Source organism: Micromonospora sp. ZG13 (assembly GCF_059359355.1).
Genome location: NZ_JCADBQ010000009.1, coordinates 45,582 through 60,899 on the forward strand (window position 1 = coordinate 45,582; position 15,318 = coordinate 60,899).

Here is a 15,318-nt window from a genome sequence, read left to right on the forward strand (position 1 = left end):
CTCCTGCCGACAACTTATTTTGTCTTGACAAGAGTTGCTGTCGGTAGGAGGCTTTCGGGACGCGGTGCCCGCCCGGGCACACCGCACCCGCCCCGCCGCGTCGCGGGCCCTTCAGGGAGGACAGTCATGCAGATCAGCGTCCACGCCTTCGTCAGCCTCGACGGCGTCATGCAGGGGCCGGGCGGGGCCGAGGAAGACACCAGCAACGGCTTCACGCGCGGCGGCTGGCTCGTGCCGCACAGCGGCGACGGTCAGCTCGACGCCGTCGACGGGTGGTTCCGGCAGGCCGACGCCTTCCTGCTGGGACGCCGCACCTTCGAGATGATGCGCGGCTACTGGCCGCAGGTCACCGACCCCGACAACCTCGTCGCCACCGCGCTGAACACCTGGCCGAAGTACGTCGTCAGCAACACCCTCTCCGAGGCCGACGCGGCCTGGGGCGACACCACCGTCCTGCGCGGCGACGTCGTCGCGCAGGTGCGGCGGCTCAGTCAGCAGCCGGGCGGCGAGCTCCAGGTGCACGGCAGCTGGCAGCTCGCGCGTGCCCTGCACGACGCGGGGCTCGTCGACACGTACCGGCTGTTGCAGTTCCCCGTCGTCGTCGGCGCCGGCAAGCGCCTGTTCGCCGACGGCGCGGCCCCGGCCTCGTACCGGATCACCGACTCGACGGTGGCCGACGGCGGCGCGGGGGCCGTCGCGCTCACCCTGCGCCGCACCGGGTTCGGTCCCACCGCCGCCGGCGAGTTTGTCGTGCGCGACGGCCGGGAGGCCGTGGCGTAACGGCGTCGACGCGTCAGCGGCGGTCGGCGAAGTCGTCCAGCGCCGCCACGACCCGCTGCGCCATGCCGTTGCCGGAGCCGTGCCCGGCGGCGTCCAGCAGCTCCAGTCGGGCGTCGGGCCATGCCTGCGCCAGCTGCCACGCGATCTCCGGCGGGCTGCTGATGTCGAGTCTGCCGTGCAGCAGCACCCCGGGGATGCCGGCTAGTCGGCCCGCCTCGCGCAGCAGCTGGCCCTCCGGCAGGAAACACCCGTGCCGCCAGTAGTGGGTGACCAGGCGGGCGGAGACCATCCGGAACACCGGGTCGTCGTAGCGGGGGTCGGGCCGGTGCCCCGGCACGGTGGCGACGTGGGTGTCCTCCCACGCGCACCACTGCCGCGCCGCCCGCTCGCGCACCGCCGGGTCCGGGTCGGCCAACAGCCGGGCGTACGCGTCGGCCAGGTCGCCGTCGCGCTCGGCCGGCGGCACCCCGTCGCGGAAACGCGCCCACTCGGCCGGGAACACCCGCCCCATGTCCCGGGTGATCCACTCGATCTCCCGTCGGGTGCCGGCGGTCACGCTGAACAGCACCAGCTCGCTGACGCGCTGCGGGTGCCGCTGCGCGTACGCCAGGGCCAGGGCGGCGCCCCAGGACGCGCCGAGCACCAGCCAGCGCTGCACGCCGAGGTGCGCGCGCAGGCGTTCGATGTCGGCGATCAGGTGGTCGGTGGTGTTGGTGGACAGGTCCACGCCGTGATCGGCGGCGTGCGGGGTGCTGCGCTCGCAGCCGCGCTGGTCGAACAGGACCGCCCGGTAGCGGGCCGGGTCGAACAGGTCCCGCCAGCCGGGCGCGCAGCCGGAACCGGGCCCGCCGTGCAGCACCACGGCGGGCTTGCCGTCGGGGTTGCCGCAGGTCTCCCAGTAGACGAGCTGCCCGTCGCCGACGTCGAGCATCCCGTGCGCGTACGGCTCGATCCGTGGGTAGCGCCCGCTCATCGCCCCGCCTCTTTCGTCACCGACCATATCTGACAGCGCTGTTACATTAGCCGGGGTCGCGGTCTGTCGGCACGGGGGCGTCGTCCGCGCCCCGGTGCGTGTGCAGCAGGGCCGCCGCCCGGCCGGCCGCCACCGCCACGGCCGAGCGCAGCACGTCGACGTCGACGTCCGGGCCCGGCGGCAGCAGCGGCAGCGTGGGACCGTCCGCCACCGGCCCCGGCCCCGGCGGCAGCGGCAGCGGCAGCGGCAGCGGCAGCGGCGGCGCCGCCCGGGCGTACGCCTCGGCGGCGGCCGTGCCCACCTCGGTGCTCCGCCTCGACGACGCCGACCCGTCCCCGGTGGCGGCGACCGCCGGAGCCGGCGCGTCGGCTCCGGGTGCGGCGGTGCCGGCGGGCACGAGCGTGCGGGCCCCGCGGCCGCGGATCAGCAGCAGCAGGGTCGGGTCGGTGTCCAGCAGCCAGGACACCTGGTGGCACAGGGCGGCGGCGTGCCGGCACGGGTGGTCCCACTCGGGGCAGTCGCACTCCGGGGCGAGCTCGCCCAGCCCGGGCAACAGCGGCACCCCGCTCGCCTCGGCCAGGTCCCGGGGCAGCTGCCCGGCCAGCAGCGCCGCCTGGTGTCCGGCGCGGGCGGCCACCTCGCCGGCCAGCCGCGCCCAGTCGTCGTCCCCGAGTGACGCGACGCGTATGCGGGTGTCGTACGCCTGCTCGGCGTCGCCGTCGTGCACGGCCGCGGTGAGCCGGCCGGGGCTGACGGTGATCGGTCCGACGTGCCCGGCGGCGGCCAGCCGGCGCCCGGCCCGCAGCGGCCCGGCGTCCAGGGCGTCGGCCTCCCACGCCCGGTTCCACGCCGTCGCCCACCAGGTACGGGGCCGGCGGGCCCGCCCGGGCGCGAAGGCGGGAAAGCCGCGGGGGGTCACCGGTCACCGCCGAGGGTCACCAGATCGGCCAGTTCGGTGTCGCTGAGCGCGGCCAGCGCCGCCGGCCCGGCGTCGAGGACCGCCTCGGCGAGTTCCCGCTTGCCGGCCAGCAGGGCGGCGACGCGGTCCTCGACGGTGCCCTCGGCGACGAGCCGGTGCACCTGCACCGGCCGGGTCTGTCCGATCCGGTACGCCCGGTCGGTGGCCTGGTCCTCCACGGCCGGGTTCCACCACCGGTCGTAGTGCACGACGTGGTCGGCGCGGGTGAGGTTCAGGCCGGTGCCGGCGGCGCGCAGCGACAGCAGGAACACCGGGGCCTCTCCGGCGTCGAAGCGGCGTACGAGCTCGTCGCGGGCGGCGACGGGCAGCCCGCCGTGCAGCAGCAGCGCCCCGACGCCCCGGTCGCTCAGGTGCCGGTGCAGCAGCCGGGCCATCGCCACGTACTGGGTGAAGACCAGCACCGCGCCACCGGCGGGCAGGATCGCCCCGAGCAACTCGTCGAGCAGGTCCAGCTTGCCGGAGCGCCCGGCCAGCCGCGGCGCGCTCTCGCGCAGGTACTGGGCGGGGTGGTTGCAGATCTGCTTGAGCGCGGTGAGCAGCTTGACCACCAGCGCGTGCCGGGCGATGCCGTCGGCGTCGGCGATCGCGTCGAGCAGTTCGGCGACGCAGGCCTGGTAGAGGGCGGCCTGCTCGGCGGTGAGGGCGACCGGCTGGTCGGTCTCGGTCTTGGCGGGCAGTTCGGGGGCGATACCGGGGTCGCTCTTGCGGCGGCGCAGCAGGAACGGCCCGAGAAGTCGGGCCAGCTCCCGGCCCGCCTCGGGGTCGCGGTCGACCTGCACCGGCCCGACCCAGCGGGCGCGGAACTCGCTGAGGGTGCCGAGCAGCCCGGGCGTGGTCCAGTCCAGGATCGCCCACAGGTCGGTGAGGTCGTTCTCCACGGGGGTGCCGGTCAACGCGACCCGGGCGGCGGAGGGGATCGCGCGCAGCGCCCTCGCGGTCTCCGCGTACGGGTTCTTGACGTGCTGGGCCTCGTCGGCGACGAGCAGCGGCCACCGTCGGGCGGCGAGCCGGTCGGCGTCGCGGCGCAGCGTCGCCCAGGTGGTGAGCACGAACCCGCCGTCGAGGCCGTCGAGGCTGCGGTGGGGTCCGTGGAAGCGGCGTACGGCGGTGCCGGGGGCGAAGCGACGGATCTCGCGTTCCCAGTTGCCCAGCAGCGACGCCGGGCACAGCACGAGCGTCGGACCGGCGGTGGCGGGGTCGCCCTGGCGGTGCAGGTGCAGGGCGATCAGCGTGACGGTCTTGCCCAGCCCCATGTCGTCGGCGAGGCAGCCGCCGAGACCGAGGGCGGTCAGTCCGGCCAGCCAGCGCAGCCCGTGGCGCTGGTAGTCGCGCAGCGTCGCGGCCAGCCCGGCCGGTACGGCCACCGGGGGCGCGGCGTCGCCGTCGGTGAGCCGGCGGGCGGCCTCGGCCACCCAGCCCTCGGCGTGCACGTCGACGCGTTCGCCGTCGACGTGCGTGGCGCCGGTCAGCGCGGCGCGCAGGGCGGGCATCACGGCCAGCGACCCGGCGTGCGGCTGCCGGGCGCGGCGGGCCAGCTCGGGAGGCACCAGCACCCACCGCTCGCGCAGCCGCACGACGGGCCGGTGCGCCTCGGCGAGCCGGGCCAGCTCGGCGCCGGTGAGCGCGCTGCCGTCGAGGTGCAGCCGCCAGTGCAGCGCCACGTCGCCGGGTGCGGTGAGCAGGCCGGGGCCGCGGGTCGGGGCGCGCAGCACCGCCGAGGCGGTGAGGCCACGGTCGAGTCCGGCCGGCCAGTGCACGTCGACGCCGTCGGCGGCGAGCCGGGCCGCCGCGCCGGTCGCCAGGTCGACGACCTGCGCGTCGCTGGGCGTGAGCGCGTCGGGCACGGCGGTGTCCAGCAGCTGCGCCAGGGGCGGCCACATCCGCGCGGCGTGGCGCAGGGCCAGCAGGGCGGCGTCGCGGCAGGCGGGCGGGAACCCGGGTACGCCGGCGCGCCACAGCGCGGCGGCGTCGGTGAGCAGTCCCGGCGCGGTACGGCGGTGCACCTGCGCCACCAGCCGCCACGGCGCGTCGGGGCTGTCGCGGTGTTCGAGGCGCAGCGACAGCCGTACCGCCGCGTCGGCGTCGGCGGCGACGCGGCCGGCCCAGTCGCGCAGCCGCCCGACGGGGGTGGGGGCGGGCGCCGACCACGCCCCGGTGGCCGCGTCGTCGCGGGGCAGGATGTCGGCGACGGCGTCGAGGAAGTCGCGCAGCAGCCGCGCCGGATCGGGCAGCCACGTCGGGTCGCGCCCGGGCACGGGGGTGGCGCGGGCCGTGGCGGGCATCGCGGCGGCGAGGCGTGCCTGCCGGGCCTCGTCGTCGGCGGTGAGCGGCCCGACCCGCCAGGTGTCGTGCCCGGCGGCGGTGACGGCGGGCAGCAGCAGGCCGCGGGCGGCCAGGTGCAGGGCCTCGCGCGCCGCCGCGGCCCAGAACGCCGCCGCCGGGTCGGTGGCCGCCTCGGCCAGCAGCAGCGGTACGCCGGCGGCCACCCCCAGCCGTCGCACGGGCACGGTCCTCGGGTGCCCGTGCGACGGCGTCGCCAGGGTCGTCGTCACCGCCTCGCCGGGCCCGTCGGGTGGGGCGTCGGCGTCCGGTGACCAGACGAGCAGCGTCCCGGCGCGGGGCGGGTCGGCGGGGCTGAACGTGACGGCGTGGCAGCCGATCGGCACGGGCGTCCTCGTTTCGGGTCGGTGGTCGCGCTGCCCGCGCGGGTGCGACGGGGACGCCGGCCGCGCGGCGGGTGTGCGGCGGATCGCGTCGGTCACCGGCCGAGCCTGCGGTAGCGGCGTACCGCGAGGGGTCCGAACACGGCGATCAGCAGCAGCGGCCACGCCACGGCGAGCGCGACGGCGTGCTGCGCGGGGAACGTGTCGCCGCCCGCGCCGGGGTTTCCGAAAAGGTGCCGGCAGGCCGCGACGGTCGCCGACAGCGGGTTCCACGCGGCGACGGCGGCGAGCCAGCCGGGCATGGTGCCGGGGGAGACGAACGCGTTGGAGGTGAACCCGAGCGGCCAGACGAGGATCTGCAGCATCACCACCGACTCGGGTCTGCGCAGCACCAGCGCCAGATGGATGCCGACCCAGATCAGGGCGAAGCGCAGCAGCAGGAGCAGCCCGAGCGCGGCCAGCGCGGCCGGGGCGCCGGAGCGCCACTGCCAGCCGACGGCGACGCCGCAGGCGAGCATGACGGCCAGACCGGCGGCGCTGTGCAGCAGGTCCGCGGCGGCCCGGCCGGTGAGCACCGCCGAGGATGTCATCGGCAGCGACCGGAACCGGTCGGTGACGCCGCGCGCGGCGTCGGTGGCCACGGCCGCGTACGTCGACTCGATGCCGAAGAGCATCGTCATGGCGAACATGCCGGGCAGCAGGAACTCGCGGTAGTCGCCGCTGCCGGGCACGCTCATCGCGCCACCGAACAGGTAGCCGAACATCAGCACCATCAGCACCGGGAAGAGCAGCCCGACCACGAACTGTCCGGGTTGGCGCCGCCAGTGCGCCACCGCCCGGCCGGTGAGGGTGACGCCGTCGGCGACGGCCCAGCGCAGGCGCCACGGTACGGGCCGCACGCTCGTCGTGCTCATGCGCTCACCTTCTCCCCGTCGGGGCGGGCGGTGGGGGAGTCGCCGCCGGTGAGCCGCAGGAACACCTCGTCGAGGGTGGGACGGCGCACCGCGACGTCGGCGGCGGCCAGGCCGGCGTCGTGCAGGGCCCGCAGCACGGCGCCCAGCGCGGCCACCCGCCCGGTGACGGCGACGCTGAGGCGCAGGCCCACCGCGTCGACGACGGGGGTCGCCGCGACGGCGGCGCCGACGACGCGTACGGCCCGGTCCAGGTCGTCGGCGCGGGTCAGCACGACGTCGACGCGGTCGCCGCCGAGCGCGGTCTTCAGCTGCTCCGGGGTGCCGTCGGCGACGACCCGGCCGCCGTCGACGACCCGGACGGTGTGGGCGAGCTGGTCGGCCTCCTCCAGGTACTGCGTGGTCAGCAGCACGGTGGTGCCGTCGGCGACGAGCCCGCGTACGGCGTCCCACACCTGGGCGCGGGCGCGCGGGTCGAGGCCGGTGGTGGGCTCGTCGAGGAAGAGCACCGGCGGGTCGAGGATCAGGCTCGCCGCGAGGTCGAGGCGGCGGCGCATCCCGCCGGAGTAGGTGCCGACGGGCCGGTCGGCGGCGTCGGTCAGGTCGAAGCGGGCCAGCAGGTCGGCGGCCCGGGCGCGGGCCCGCGCGCCGCCGAGGTGGTGCAGCCGGCCGAACAGCACCAGGTTCTGCCGGCCGGTGAGCACCTCGTCGAGCGCGGCGTGCTGGCCGACCAGACCGATGCGGGCGCGCACCCGCTCGGGGTGGCGCAGCACGTCGGCGCCGGCCACCCGCGCCGCGCCGGCGTCGGGCCGCAGCAGGGTGCTCAGCACCCGTACGGCTGTGGTCTTGCCCGCCCCGTTCGGGCCGAGCAGCCCGCAGACGGTGCCGGCGGGCACGGTGAGGTCCAGCCCGGCGAGGGCCTGTGTGTCGCCGTAGCGCTTGCGTAGTCCCTCGGCCTCGATCGCCGGTCCGTCGTCGTGCATCGCGCCCCCGTCCGCTCGTCCCGTACGCCGTACCGTACACCATACGGTACGGCGCACGCTAAGGTGCCGGGATGACGACCGAGTACAGCGGCACCGGCGACCCGGCACGCAGCCTCGCCCTGCTCTGGCGCACCCGCGAACGCACCAGCCGCAAGGGCCGACCCGACCTGTCCGTGGACCGCATCGTGCGCGCCGCCATCGAGGTGGCCGACGCCGAGGGCCTCGCCGCCCTGTCCATGCGCCGCGTCGCCGAACGACTCGGCGTGGGCACCATGTCCCTCTACACCTACGTGCCCGGCAAGGGCGAACTGCTCGACGTCATGCTCGACACCGTCTACGGCGAGACCGCCCGCCCCGACGACGTGCCCGGCGGCTGGCGCGGCCGACTCACCCACATCGCCCGCGAGGCCTGGGCGCTCTACCTGCGCCACCCCTGGCTGCTGCAGGTCGCCACCACCCGCCCCCCGCTGGGCCCCAACGTCATCGCCCGCTACGAGTACGAACTGTGCGCCGTCGACGGCATCGGCCTGACCGACCTGGAGATGGACGCCGTCGTCACCCTCGTCTCCGGCTACGTCCACGGCACCGTACGCAGCGCCGTGGAGGCCGCCCAGGCCGCCGCGCACACCGGCATGACCGAGCAGCAGTGGTGGCAGGCCCACGCCCCCTACCTGGAGAAGGCCCTCGACCCGCGCCGCTACCCCCTGGCCGCGCGCGTCGGCACCGCCGCCGGCCAGGAGTACCAGGCCGCCGCCGACCCCCACGGCGCGTTCGAGTTCGGTTTGGCCCGCATCCTCGACGGCATCGAGGTGCTCGTCGCCGCCCGCCCGGACGCCACCGCCGCGACCGACGACCGATAACCTTGCCGGCATGACCATGCGTCCCATCAGGATCATCGGTGACCCCGTGCTGCGCACCCCCAGCGAGCCCGTCACCAGCTTCGACACCGAGCTGCGCGCCCTGGTCACGGACCTGATGGACACCCTGCTCGGCGCACCCGGGCGCGCCGGCGTCGCCGCCCCCCAGATCGGCGTCAACGCCCAGGTGTTCGTCTACGACGCCGACGGCGAACGCGGCCACCTGGTCAACCCGACGCTGGAGCTGTCGGAGGAACTCCAGGACGACGACGAGGGCTGCCTGTCGATCCCCGGGCTCTACTTCCCGACCCCGCGCGCCCTGCACGCCACCGCCCACGGCTTCGACCAGCACGGCGAGCCGCTGACCATCTCGGGCAGCGGCTTCCTCGCCCGGGCCCTGCAACACGAGACCGACCACCTCGCCGGGCGCCTCTACGTCGACACGCTGCGCGGCGACACCCGCCGCAAGGCGCTGCGGGAGATCCGCGCCGGGCGCTTCGACTCACCCAGCCGCCACGGCTGAGCCACGCCCACCCGGCCGGCGGTCACGCCCCCGTGCCCGCCGGCGGGTCAGCGCTGGTGGGCACGCAGCGCGTACTCGCCGTAGTCGGCCACCCGGGTGAAGCCCAGCCGCGCGTAGAGCCGCACCGCCGCCGCGTTGTCCGCCTTCACGTTGAGCGTCACGTGCGTGACGCGCTCGCGCAGCCGCCGGCACAGGGCGGTCACCGCCGCGGCGGCCAGCCCCCGCCCGCGCCACCGGGGATGGGTGGTCACGTTGCCCAGCGCCGCGACCCCGTACGCCGGGGAGAACACGTGCACCCCGGCGACCGCCACCAGCTCGCCGCCGTCGCGCACCCCCACGTACTGGCCGGTGTCGAGCATCCGGGGATCGAACCAGTTGCCCGGGTAGGCGACCTCGTAGAGGCGGTGCAGCGCCGGCAGGTCACCGGCGTTCAGCACCGTACCCGCCGCGACCTGCCCGTCCAGCCGCGCCGGATCCGTCAGCGCCATCCGGTGGTGCGGGCCGGCCGCGTCCATCCGGAACGCCCCCGCCAGGGCCGGCTGCACGCCGGGGGACAGGTGCGCCCACAGGCGGGCCGGGAGCACCGGCGCCACCTCGCGCAGCAGCGCCGCCAGCCGCCCGGCCCGTCGCGGCGGCGCGAACGCCAGCAGCGTGGGCGTCTCGGCGCCGTGATAGAGCAACGCCACCTCCTCGTCACGGCGGAACCAGGAGGTGTACGGCCAGAAGAAGTCGTCCAGGTCGCCGAGCTGGTACGCGTGCAGCACCGGATCCCGCCCGAGCAGCGCGGCGAGGACGGCGCGGTCGTGTTCGGCGCGTACCGGCATCCGCCGATGATCACACACGCGGCCCCGCTCCGCCGACGCGCGCCCAAGCTGCTCCGCCGACGCGCGCCGGGCGGGTCAGCAGCCCGTGTCCGCCTCGGCGGGAAGGTGCTCGTGCGCCCACCGGCCCAGCGCGTCGAGCACCGGCAGCAGTGCCGCGCCCGGCCCGGTGAGCTCGTAGCTCACGCCCAGCGGGGGACCCTGCCGGACCGTGCGACTGACCAGCCCGACCCGCACCAGCTCGCCCAGCCGGTCCGACAGCACCGACTCGCTGATCCCGGGCAGGGCACGGGTCAGCTCGGCGAACCCGGCCGGCCCGTCGGCGAGGGTGCTCAGCAGCATGCCGTTCCACCGCTTGCCCAGAAACGCGAAGGCCCGGGCCACGCCCCCGTCACACGTGCGGGGCGTGTCGCCCACCTCCGGCCTGACCGTCATGCCCCCAGGATACGGGGGACATCACCCGAACAAGGGACTACTAAAAAGCTAGCTGCTACCGTTACCGAAGCAAGCCAGCCGACTCCATGGAGACGCCCCGATGACCGACATCCACCCGCCCCTGATCAACCTCGGCCCCGAGGCCCAGGCGCTGCTGTTCACCGACGCCCGCACCGCCAACACCTTCACCGACGAACCCGTCACCGACGAACACCTGCGCGCCATCTACGAACTCGCCAAGTACCCGCCCACCGCCGCCAACACCCAGCCCCTGCGCATCCTCTACGTACGCCCCGGCGAAGCCCGCACCCGCCTCGTCGCCCACATGAGCGAAGGCAACCAGGCCAAGACCGCCACCGCCCCCATGGTCGCCGTACTCGCCGCCGACACCGACTTCCACGAGCACATCCCACGGGTGTTCCCCATCCGCCCCCAGATGCGCGACGACCTCGCCGGCAACCCCGACGCCCGCGAGCGCATGGCCCGCTTCAACGCCACCCTCCAGATCGGCTACTACCTGCTCGCCGTCCGCGCCGCCGGCCTCGCCGCCGGACCCATGGCCGGCTTCGACGCCGCCGCCGTCGACCGCGAGTTCTTCACCGACAGCACCTGGAAGACCCTGCTCGTGGTCAACATCGGCCGCCCCGGCGACAACGCCTGGTTCCCGCGCCTGCCCCGCCTCGACTACACCGACGTCGTCCGGCACGCCTGAACGACCAACCACCCCGACACCAGTGGGTGGCGACCGGTCAGGCCGCCACCCACTGGTCGAAACCCAACTTGCCGACCAACGCCACCACCACCACCAACAACACGACCCGCACGAAGCCCGAACCACGCCGCAACGCCATCCGCGCCCCCAACGCCGCCCCCGCGATGTTGCACACCGCCATCGCCACCCCCAGCAGCCACCACACGTGCCCCGTCGCCGCGAACACCGCCAACGCCCCCAGGTTCGTCCCCACGTTCACGACCTTCGCCATCGCCGAACCGTGCACGAAGTCCGCCCCCACCAACGCCGTGAACGCCACCACCAGAAACGTCCCCGTACCCGGGCCCACCAACCCGTCGTACAACCCGATACCCAGCCCCGCCACCACCACCGCCACACCCACCCGCACCCGCGTACGCCGATGCGGCTGCGCCACCACCCCCAACCGCGGCCGCAACACCACGAACGCCGCCACCGACACCAACACCACCAACACCACCGGCCGGTACGCCGACGCCGGCACCGCACCCGCCAACGCCGCACCCACCCCCGCACAACACATCGCCAACCCCGCCGCCGGCCCCGCCACCGCCCAATCGATCTTCGTACGCCGCGCGTACGTCACCGCCGCCGTCGCCGTCCCCGCGATCGCCGTCAACTTGTTCGTACCCAACGCCGACGCCACCGGCATCCCCGGCGCCGCCACCAGCAACACCGGCAACAACAGCAACCCACCACCACCCACCACCGCGTCGATCCAACCGGCCACAGCGGCCGCGGCGAGCAGAGTCGTCAACGACAGGGGATCCACATCCACGGGCCGCCATTCTTCCCACCACCACCCACCCACCGACCCGCCCTGTGGCCAGCCTCACCAGCGACGACACTCACCGACCCCGCGCCCGCCGCAACCACACACCCACCGCCGACAACGCCACGAACAACAGCACCGAGCACAACAACACCTTCAACACCGGGCAACCCTCCCATCGACACGTAGGGTGCAAGCGTGCGCCTGGCCACCTTCAACCTGCTACACGGCCGGTCCCTCGCCGACGGACTCGTCGACCCCGACCGACTCACCGCCGCCGTCACCGCCCTCGACGCCGACGTCCTCGCCCTGCAAGAAGTCGACCGCGACCAGAGCCGCAGCGGCAACCTCGACCTCACCGCCATCGCCGCCCGCGCCCTCGACGCCGACGAACACCGCTTCGCCGCCGCCGTCGTCGGCACCCCCGGCGAACAGTTCCGCCCCCTCACCCACGACGACGACGGACACGGCGAACCCTGCTACGGCGTCGGCCTCGTCACCCGCCACCGCGTCCACACCTGGCAGGTCACCCGACTACGCCCCGCCCCCGTACGCTCACCCGTCTACGTCCCCGGCCCCCGCGGCGGACTCATCCTCCTGCGCGACGAACCCCGCGTCGTCCTCGCCGCAGTCCTCGACACCCCACACGGCCAACTCACCGTCGCCGCCACCCACCTGTCCTTCGTCCCCGGCTGGAACGCCCACCAACTGCGCCAGACCGTCCGCGCCCTACGCACCCTGCCCGCCCCACGCATCCTCCTCGGCGACCTCAACCTGCCCGCCGGCCCCGCCCGACTCCTCACCGGCTGGCACCCCCTCGGCCGCCGCCCCACCTACCCCGCCGGGCAACCCCGCGTCCAACTCGACCACATCCTCGCCGACCGCCACGGCCTCGACCGCCTGCCACCCGTCACCGCCGTACACACCCCGCTGTCCACCATCTCCGACCACCGCCCCCTCCTGGTCGACCTCGGCTGAACACCCGCCCGACAGCGGGGGAGCGGACACCCCTCACCAAAGGTCGCGTCACCGTCACCGCACCCAGCGTTGACACCGCCCCAGCGCATCGGCGAAGGTCTCTGGCGTGACGGCACCCACCCCAGGCCCGACGAGCCACCCCACCGAACACCACCAGTACGTGATCATCGGAGCCGGACCAGCCGGCCTCCAACTCAGCTACTACCTCCAACAGGCCGGCTGCGACTACGTCACCCTCGAACGCGCCCTCGCACCCGCCGCCTTCTTCCGCCACTTCCCCCGCCACCGCCGCCTCATCTCCCTCAACAAGGTCCACACCACCAGCACCGACCCCGAGATCCGGCTGCGCTGGGACTGGAACTCCCTGCTGCACGAACCCGCCGACCTGCCCTTCGCCAAATACAGCAGCGAATACTTCCCCCACGCCGACGACATGGTGCGCTACCTCACCGACTTCCAGCGCTACCACCAACTCGCCGTACGCTTCGACACCCCCGCCCACCGCATCGAACGCCTCGACGACGGCTTCCTCATCCACACCGACCAGCACACCCTGCACAGCCGCTGCCTCATCGTCGCCACCGGCTGGGGCCGACCCCACATCCCCGCCATCCCCGGCATCGAACACGCCACCGGCTACGAGGACATGCACACCGACCCCGCCCACTACGCCGGGCAACGCGTCCTCATCCTCGGCAAGGGCAACTCCGCCTTCGAAACCGCCTCGGCGATCCTCGGACACGCCGCCATGATCCACCTCGCCAGCCCACGCCCCCTACGCCTGGCCTGGAACACCAAGCACCCCGGAGACGTCCGCGGCCACCACGGCGCCGTCCTCGACAGCTACCAGTTCAAGACCCTGCACTCCGTACTCGACTGCGTTATCGACGAGATCCGCCCCCTCGACAACCGCTACCAGGTACACCTCACCTACACCCACGCCGACGGCGAAACCGCCGTCATGGAGTACGACACCGTCCTGCGCTGCACCGGCTTCACCATGGACACCACCCCCTTCGACCCCACCAGCCGACCCGCCATGGTCCCCAGCGGCCGCATGCCCGCCACCACCGCCGACTGGCAGTCCACCAACATCGACGGCCTCTACTTCGCCGGCACCCTCGCCCAGGACCGCGACTTCAAGAAAGCCTCCTCCGCCTTCATCGACGGATTCCGCTACAACCTGCGCACCCTCACCGCCCTGCTCCGCGAACGCTACGACGGCGTACCCCTGCCACACACCCTCGTCGACCGCGACCCCGACACCCTCACCACCCTCGTCCTCGACCGCGTCAACTGGAGCTCCGCACTGTGGACCCAGTTCGAATTCCTCTGCGACGCCCTCGTCGTCGAACCCCACGGACAGCTACGCCACTACATCGACCTGCCCGAAGACCACATCCGCACCCGCTTCCGCCACCACCCGCACTACTACACCGTCGGCCTGCGCTGGGGCCGCGACGACCACGGCGACGTCTTCGCCATCCAACGCCACCCCCAACCCGACCGCGCCGCCGAAAGCGCCTTCATCCACCCCGTCATCCGCCGCTACCACGGCGACACCCTCGTCGACGAACTCCACCTGCTCGAAGACCTGCTCGCCGAATGGCGCCGCCCCGACCGCCACGTGACACCCCTGCGCCACTTCTTCACCCGCGAACTGCACCGCGACCGCTGACCCCCACCGGCACCGCCCCACCAACGCCACCCACACCTACGCCGGCTGCAACTCGTCCACCACCGTCTGCGCCACCAGAAAATCCACCACATCCGTCAACCGACCCCGACGACCCGCCGCCCCCCGCTGCCGCACCGCCCCACCACCCACCACCAACAACCGCTCACACCAACCCCGCACCAACTCCTCATCCCCGCACGCCCGCAACACCGGCCCCAACCAGTCCACCACCTCACCCAACACCTCCCGCGCCGGACGCAACCGACCCGACCCCACCTCCAACAACGAACCCTCCAACCCGTCACGCGCCGCCCGCCAGTACGCCGCCCGCAACCACTCACCGGCAACCTCCGGACCGTGGTCACCCCGCTCCACCGCCTCCGACGCCCGCACCACCAACGCCCGCACCAACGCCGCCACCAACGCCGACTCCTGCGCCGACACCGGCACGTCCGCCACCCGCACCTCCAACGTCGGATGCGTCACCGACGGCCGGACGTCCCAGAACAACGTCCCCGCATCCACGATCGCCCCCGCCGCCGACAACATCTCCACCACCGCCTCGTAATGAGCCACCGACGTGAACCGCGGCGGCGGCCCCGCCACCGGCCACCGCGGCCACACCATCGACCGCCAACTCGCATAACCCGAATCCCGCCCCTCCCAGAACGGCGAATTCGCCGTCAACGCGATCAACAACGGCAGATACGCCCGCAGATGATTGCTCACCAGCAACGCCCGCTCCCGATCCGGCAACTCCACATGCACGTGCACCGCACAGATCGCCAACTCGTCGTGCAACCCCCGAAACGTCGCCGTACCCCGATCCGGCCGCGGCCCCCGCCGCACCGGCGGCGACGTCGCCCCCGGCAACACCGGCGTACCGGTCGCCACGATCCGCAACCCCTCCGCCTCCGCACACTCCGCCACCACCCGACGAGCCCACACCAACTGCTCCAGCAACCCCCGCACCGACGACGTCGGATCCGTCCGCGTCTCCACATGCAACGTCGTGATCTCACCCGACACCCGCGAACCCAACCGCGTCACCGCCCGCCCCACCACCGCGTCCGCCCCCGCCACCACACCCCGACTCACCGGATCGACCAGCAGGAACTCCTCCTCCACCCCCAACCGCGGACCCGACGCCCCCAGCTCCCCACCCACCCGCTGCGGCACCCCAGCCTCCACTCACGACACACGACACGAACAGG

At 74.1% G+C, this 15,318-nt stretch carries 15 protein-coding genes; 6 read left to right on the forward strand and 9 right to left on the reverse strand.

Features of this window, described 5'->3' with window-relative positions:
• Window positions 1-126 precede the first annotated feature (126 nt).
• Window positions 127-780: a dihydrofolate reductase family protein gene (locus tag AC5L34_RS19340; RefSeq protein WP_441177954.1), complete on the forward strand. Its 654-nt coding sequence runs from the start codon at window positions 127-129 to the stop codon at window positions 778-780.
• A 13-nt stretch (window positions 781-793) separates the two neighbouring features.
• Here the strand turns inward: AC5L34_RS19340 and pip are convergent, their stop codons facing one another.
• From pip to AC5L34_RS19365, 5 genes are all read right to left on the reverse strand, one after another.
• Window positions 794-1,753, reverse strand: a complete 960-nt coding sequence (gene pip, locus AC5L34_RS19345; protein ID WP_494826254.1) for a prolyl aminopeptidase — start codon at window positions 1,751-1,753, stop codon at window positions 794-796.
• Window positions 1,754-1,799: 46 nt separating this feature from the next.
• Window positions 1,800-2,672, reverse strand: a complete 873-nt coding sequence (locus AC5L34_RS19350) for an SWIM zinc finger family protein (protein WP_494826256.1) — start codon at window positions 2,670-2,672, stop codon at window positions 1,800-1,802.
• A complete protein-coding gene (locus AC5L34_RS19355) occupies window positions 2,669-5,398 on the reverse strand; it encodes an SCO1167/SCO6262 family helicase (protein ID WP_494826258.1) in 2,730 nt (909 codons plus the stop codon). Before AC5L34_RS19355 ends, AC5L34_RS19350 begins: the two co-directional genes overlap by 4 nt.
• A 92-nt stretch (window positions 5,399-5,490) precedes the next feature.
• The gene (locus AC5L34_RS19360; protein WP_494826260.1) at window positions 5,491-6,309 is read right to left on the reverse strand and encodes an ABC transporter permease; all 819 of its coding nucleotides are present in this window, start codon (window positions 6,307-6,309) and stop codon (window positions 5,491-5,493) included.
• Window positions 6,306-7,289 (reverse strand): ATP-binding cassette domain-containing protein, encoded by a 984-nt coding sequence (locus tag AC5L34_RS19365; protein ID WP_494826262.1) that lies wholly within the window; start codon window positions 7,287-7,289, stop codon window positions 6,306-6,308. The genes AC5L34_RS19360 and AC5L34_RS19365 overlap by 4 nt, the downstream gene beginning before the upstream one ends.
• A 71-nt stretch (window positions 7,290-7,360) precedes the next feature.
• Here AC5L34_RS19365 and AC5L34_RS19370 point away from each other — a divergent pair, with 71 nt between their 5' ends.
• Window positions 7,361-8,149 (forward strand): TetR/AcrR family transcriptional regulator, encoded by a 789-nt coding sequence (locus AC5L34_RS19370; protein WP_494826264.1) that lies wholly within the window; start codon window positions 7,361-7,363, stop codon window positions 8,147-8,149.
• A 10-nt stretch (window positions 8,150-8,159) separates the two neighbouring features.
• Entirely contained in the window at window positions 8,160-8,669 is a 510-nt protein-coding gene (gene def / locus AC5L34_RS19375) for a peptide deformylase (RefSeq protein ID WP_089000324.1), read from the forward strand.
• Window positions 8,670-8,716: 47 nt separating this feature from the next.
• On the opposite strand, the gene AC5L34_RS19380 is transcribed toward def, so the two are convergent.
• Both AC5L34_RS19380 and AC5L34_RS19385 read right to left on the reverse strand, forming a co-directional pair.
• Complete coding sequence (locus tag AC5L34_RS19380) at window positions 8,717-9,493, reverse strand: GNAT family N-acetyltransferase (RefSeq protein ID WP_494826266.1); 777 nt, start codon at window positions 9,491-9,493, stop codon at window positions 8,717-8,719.
• 75 nt (window positions 9,494-9,568) lie between these two features.
• Entirely contained in the window at window positions 9,569-9,925 is a 357-nt protein-coding gene (locus tag AC5L34_RS19385) for a winged helix-turn-helix transcriptional regulator (RefSeq protein ID WP_357721563.1), read from the reverse strand.
• A 100-nt stretch (window positions 9,926-10,025) separates the two neighbouring features.
• Here AC5L34_RS19385 and AC5L34_RS19390 point away from each other — a divergent pair, with 100 nt between their 5' ends.
• The gene (locus AC5L34_RS19390) at window positions 10,026-10,637 is read left to right on the forward strand and encodes a malonic semialdehyde reductase (RefSeq protein ID WP_441177961.1); all 612 of its coding nucleotides are present in this window, start codon (window positions 10,026-10,028) and stop codon (window positions 10,635-10,637) included.
• 37 nt (window positions 10,638-10,674) lie between these two features.
• Here AC5L34_RS19390 and AC5L34_RS19395 read toward each other — a convergent pair whose 3' ends face one another.
• Window positions 10,675-11,448 (reverse strand): sulfite exporter TauE/SafE family protein, encoded by a 774-nt coding sequence (locus AC5L34_RS19395; protein ID WP_494826396.1) that lies wholly within the window; start codon window positions 11,446-11,448, stop codon window positions 10,675-10,677.
• A 198-nt stretch (window positions 11,449-11,646) separates the two neighbouring features.
• Between AC5L34_RS19395 and AC5L34_RS19400 the strand changes: the two genes are divergently transcribed.
• On the forward strand, window positions 11,647-12,426 hold the full coding sequence (locus AC5L34_RS19400) for an endonuclease/exonuclease/phosphatase family protein (protein WP_494826269.1): 780 nt from the start codon (window positions 11,647-11,649) through the stop codon (window positions 12,424-12,426).
• 106 nt (window positions 12,427-12,532) lie between these two features.
• Window positions 12,533-14,104, forward strand: coding sequence for an NAD(P)-binding domain-containing protein (locus AC5L34_RS19405; RefSeq protein ID WP_494826271.1), 1,572 nt, complete (start codon window positions 12,533-12,535; stop codon window positions 14,102-14,104).
• A 36-nt stretch (window positions 14,105-14,140) separates the two neighbouring features.
• Here AC5L34_RS19405 and AC5L34_RS19410 read toward each other — a convergent pair whose 3' ends face one another.
• The gene (locus AC5L34_RS19410; protein ID WP_494826273.1) at window positions 14,141-15,295 is read right to left on the reverse strand and encodes a carboxylate-amine ligase; all 1,155 of its coding nucleotides are present in this window, start codon (window positions 15,293-15,295) and stop codon (window positions 14,141-14,143) included.
• Window positions 15,296-15,318: the final 23 nt, after the last annotated feature.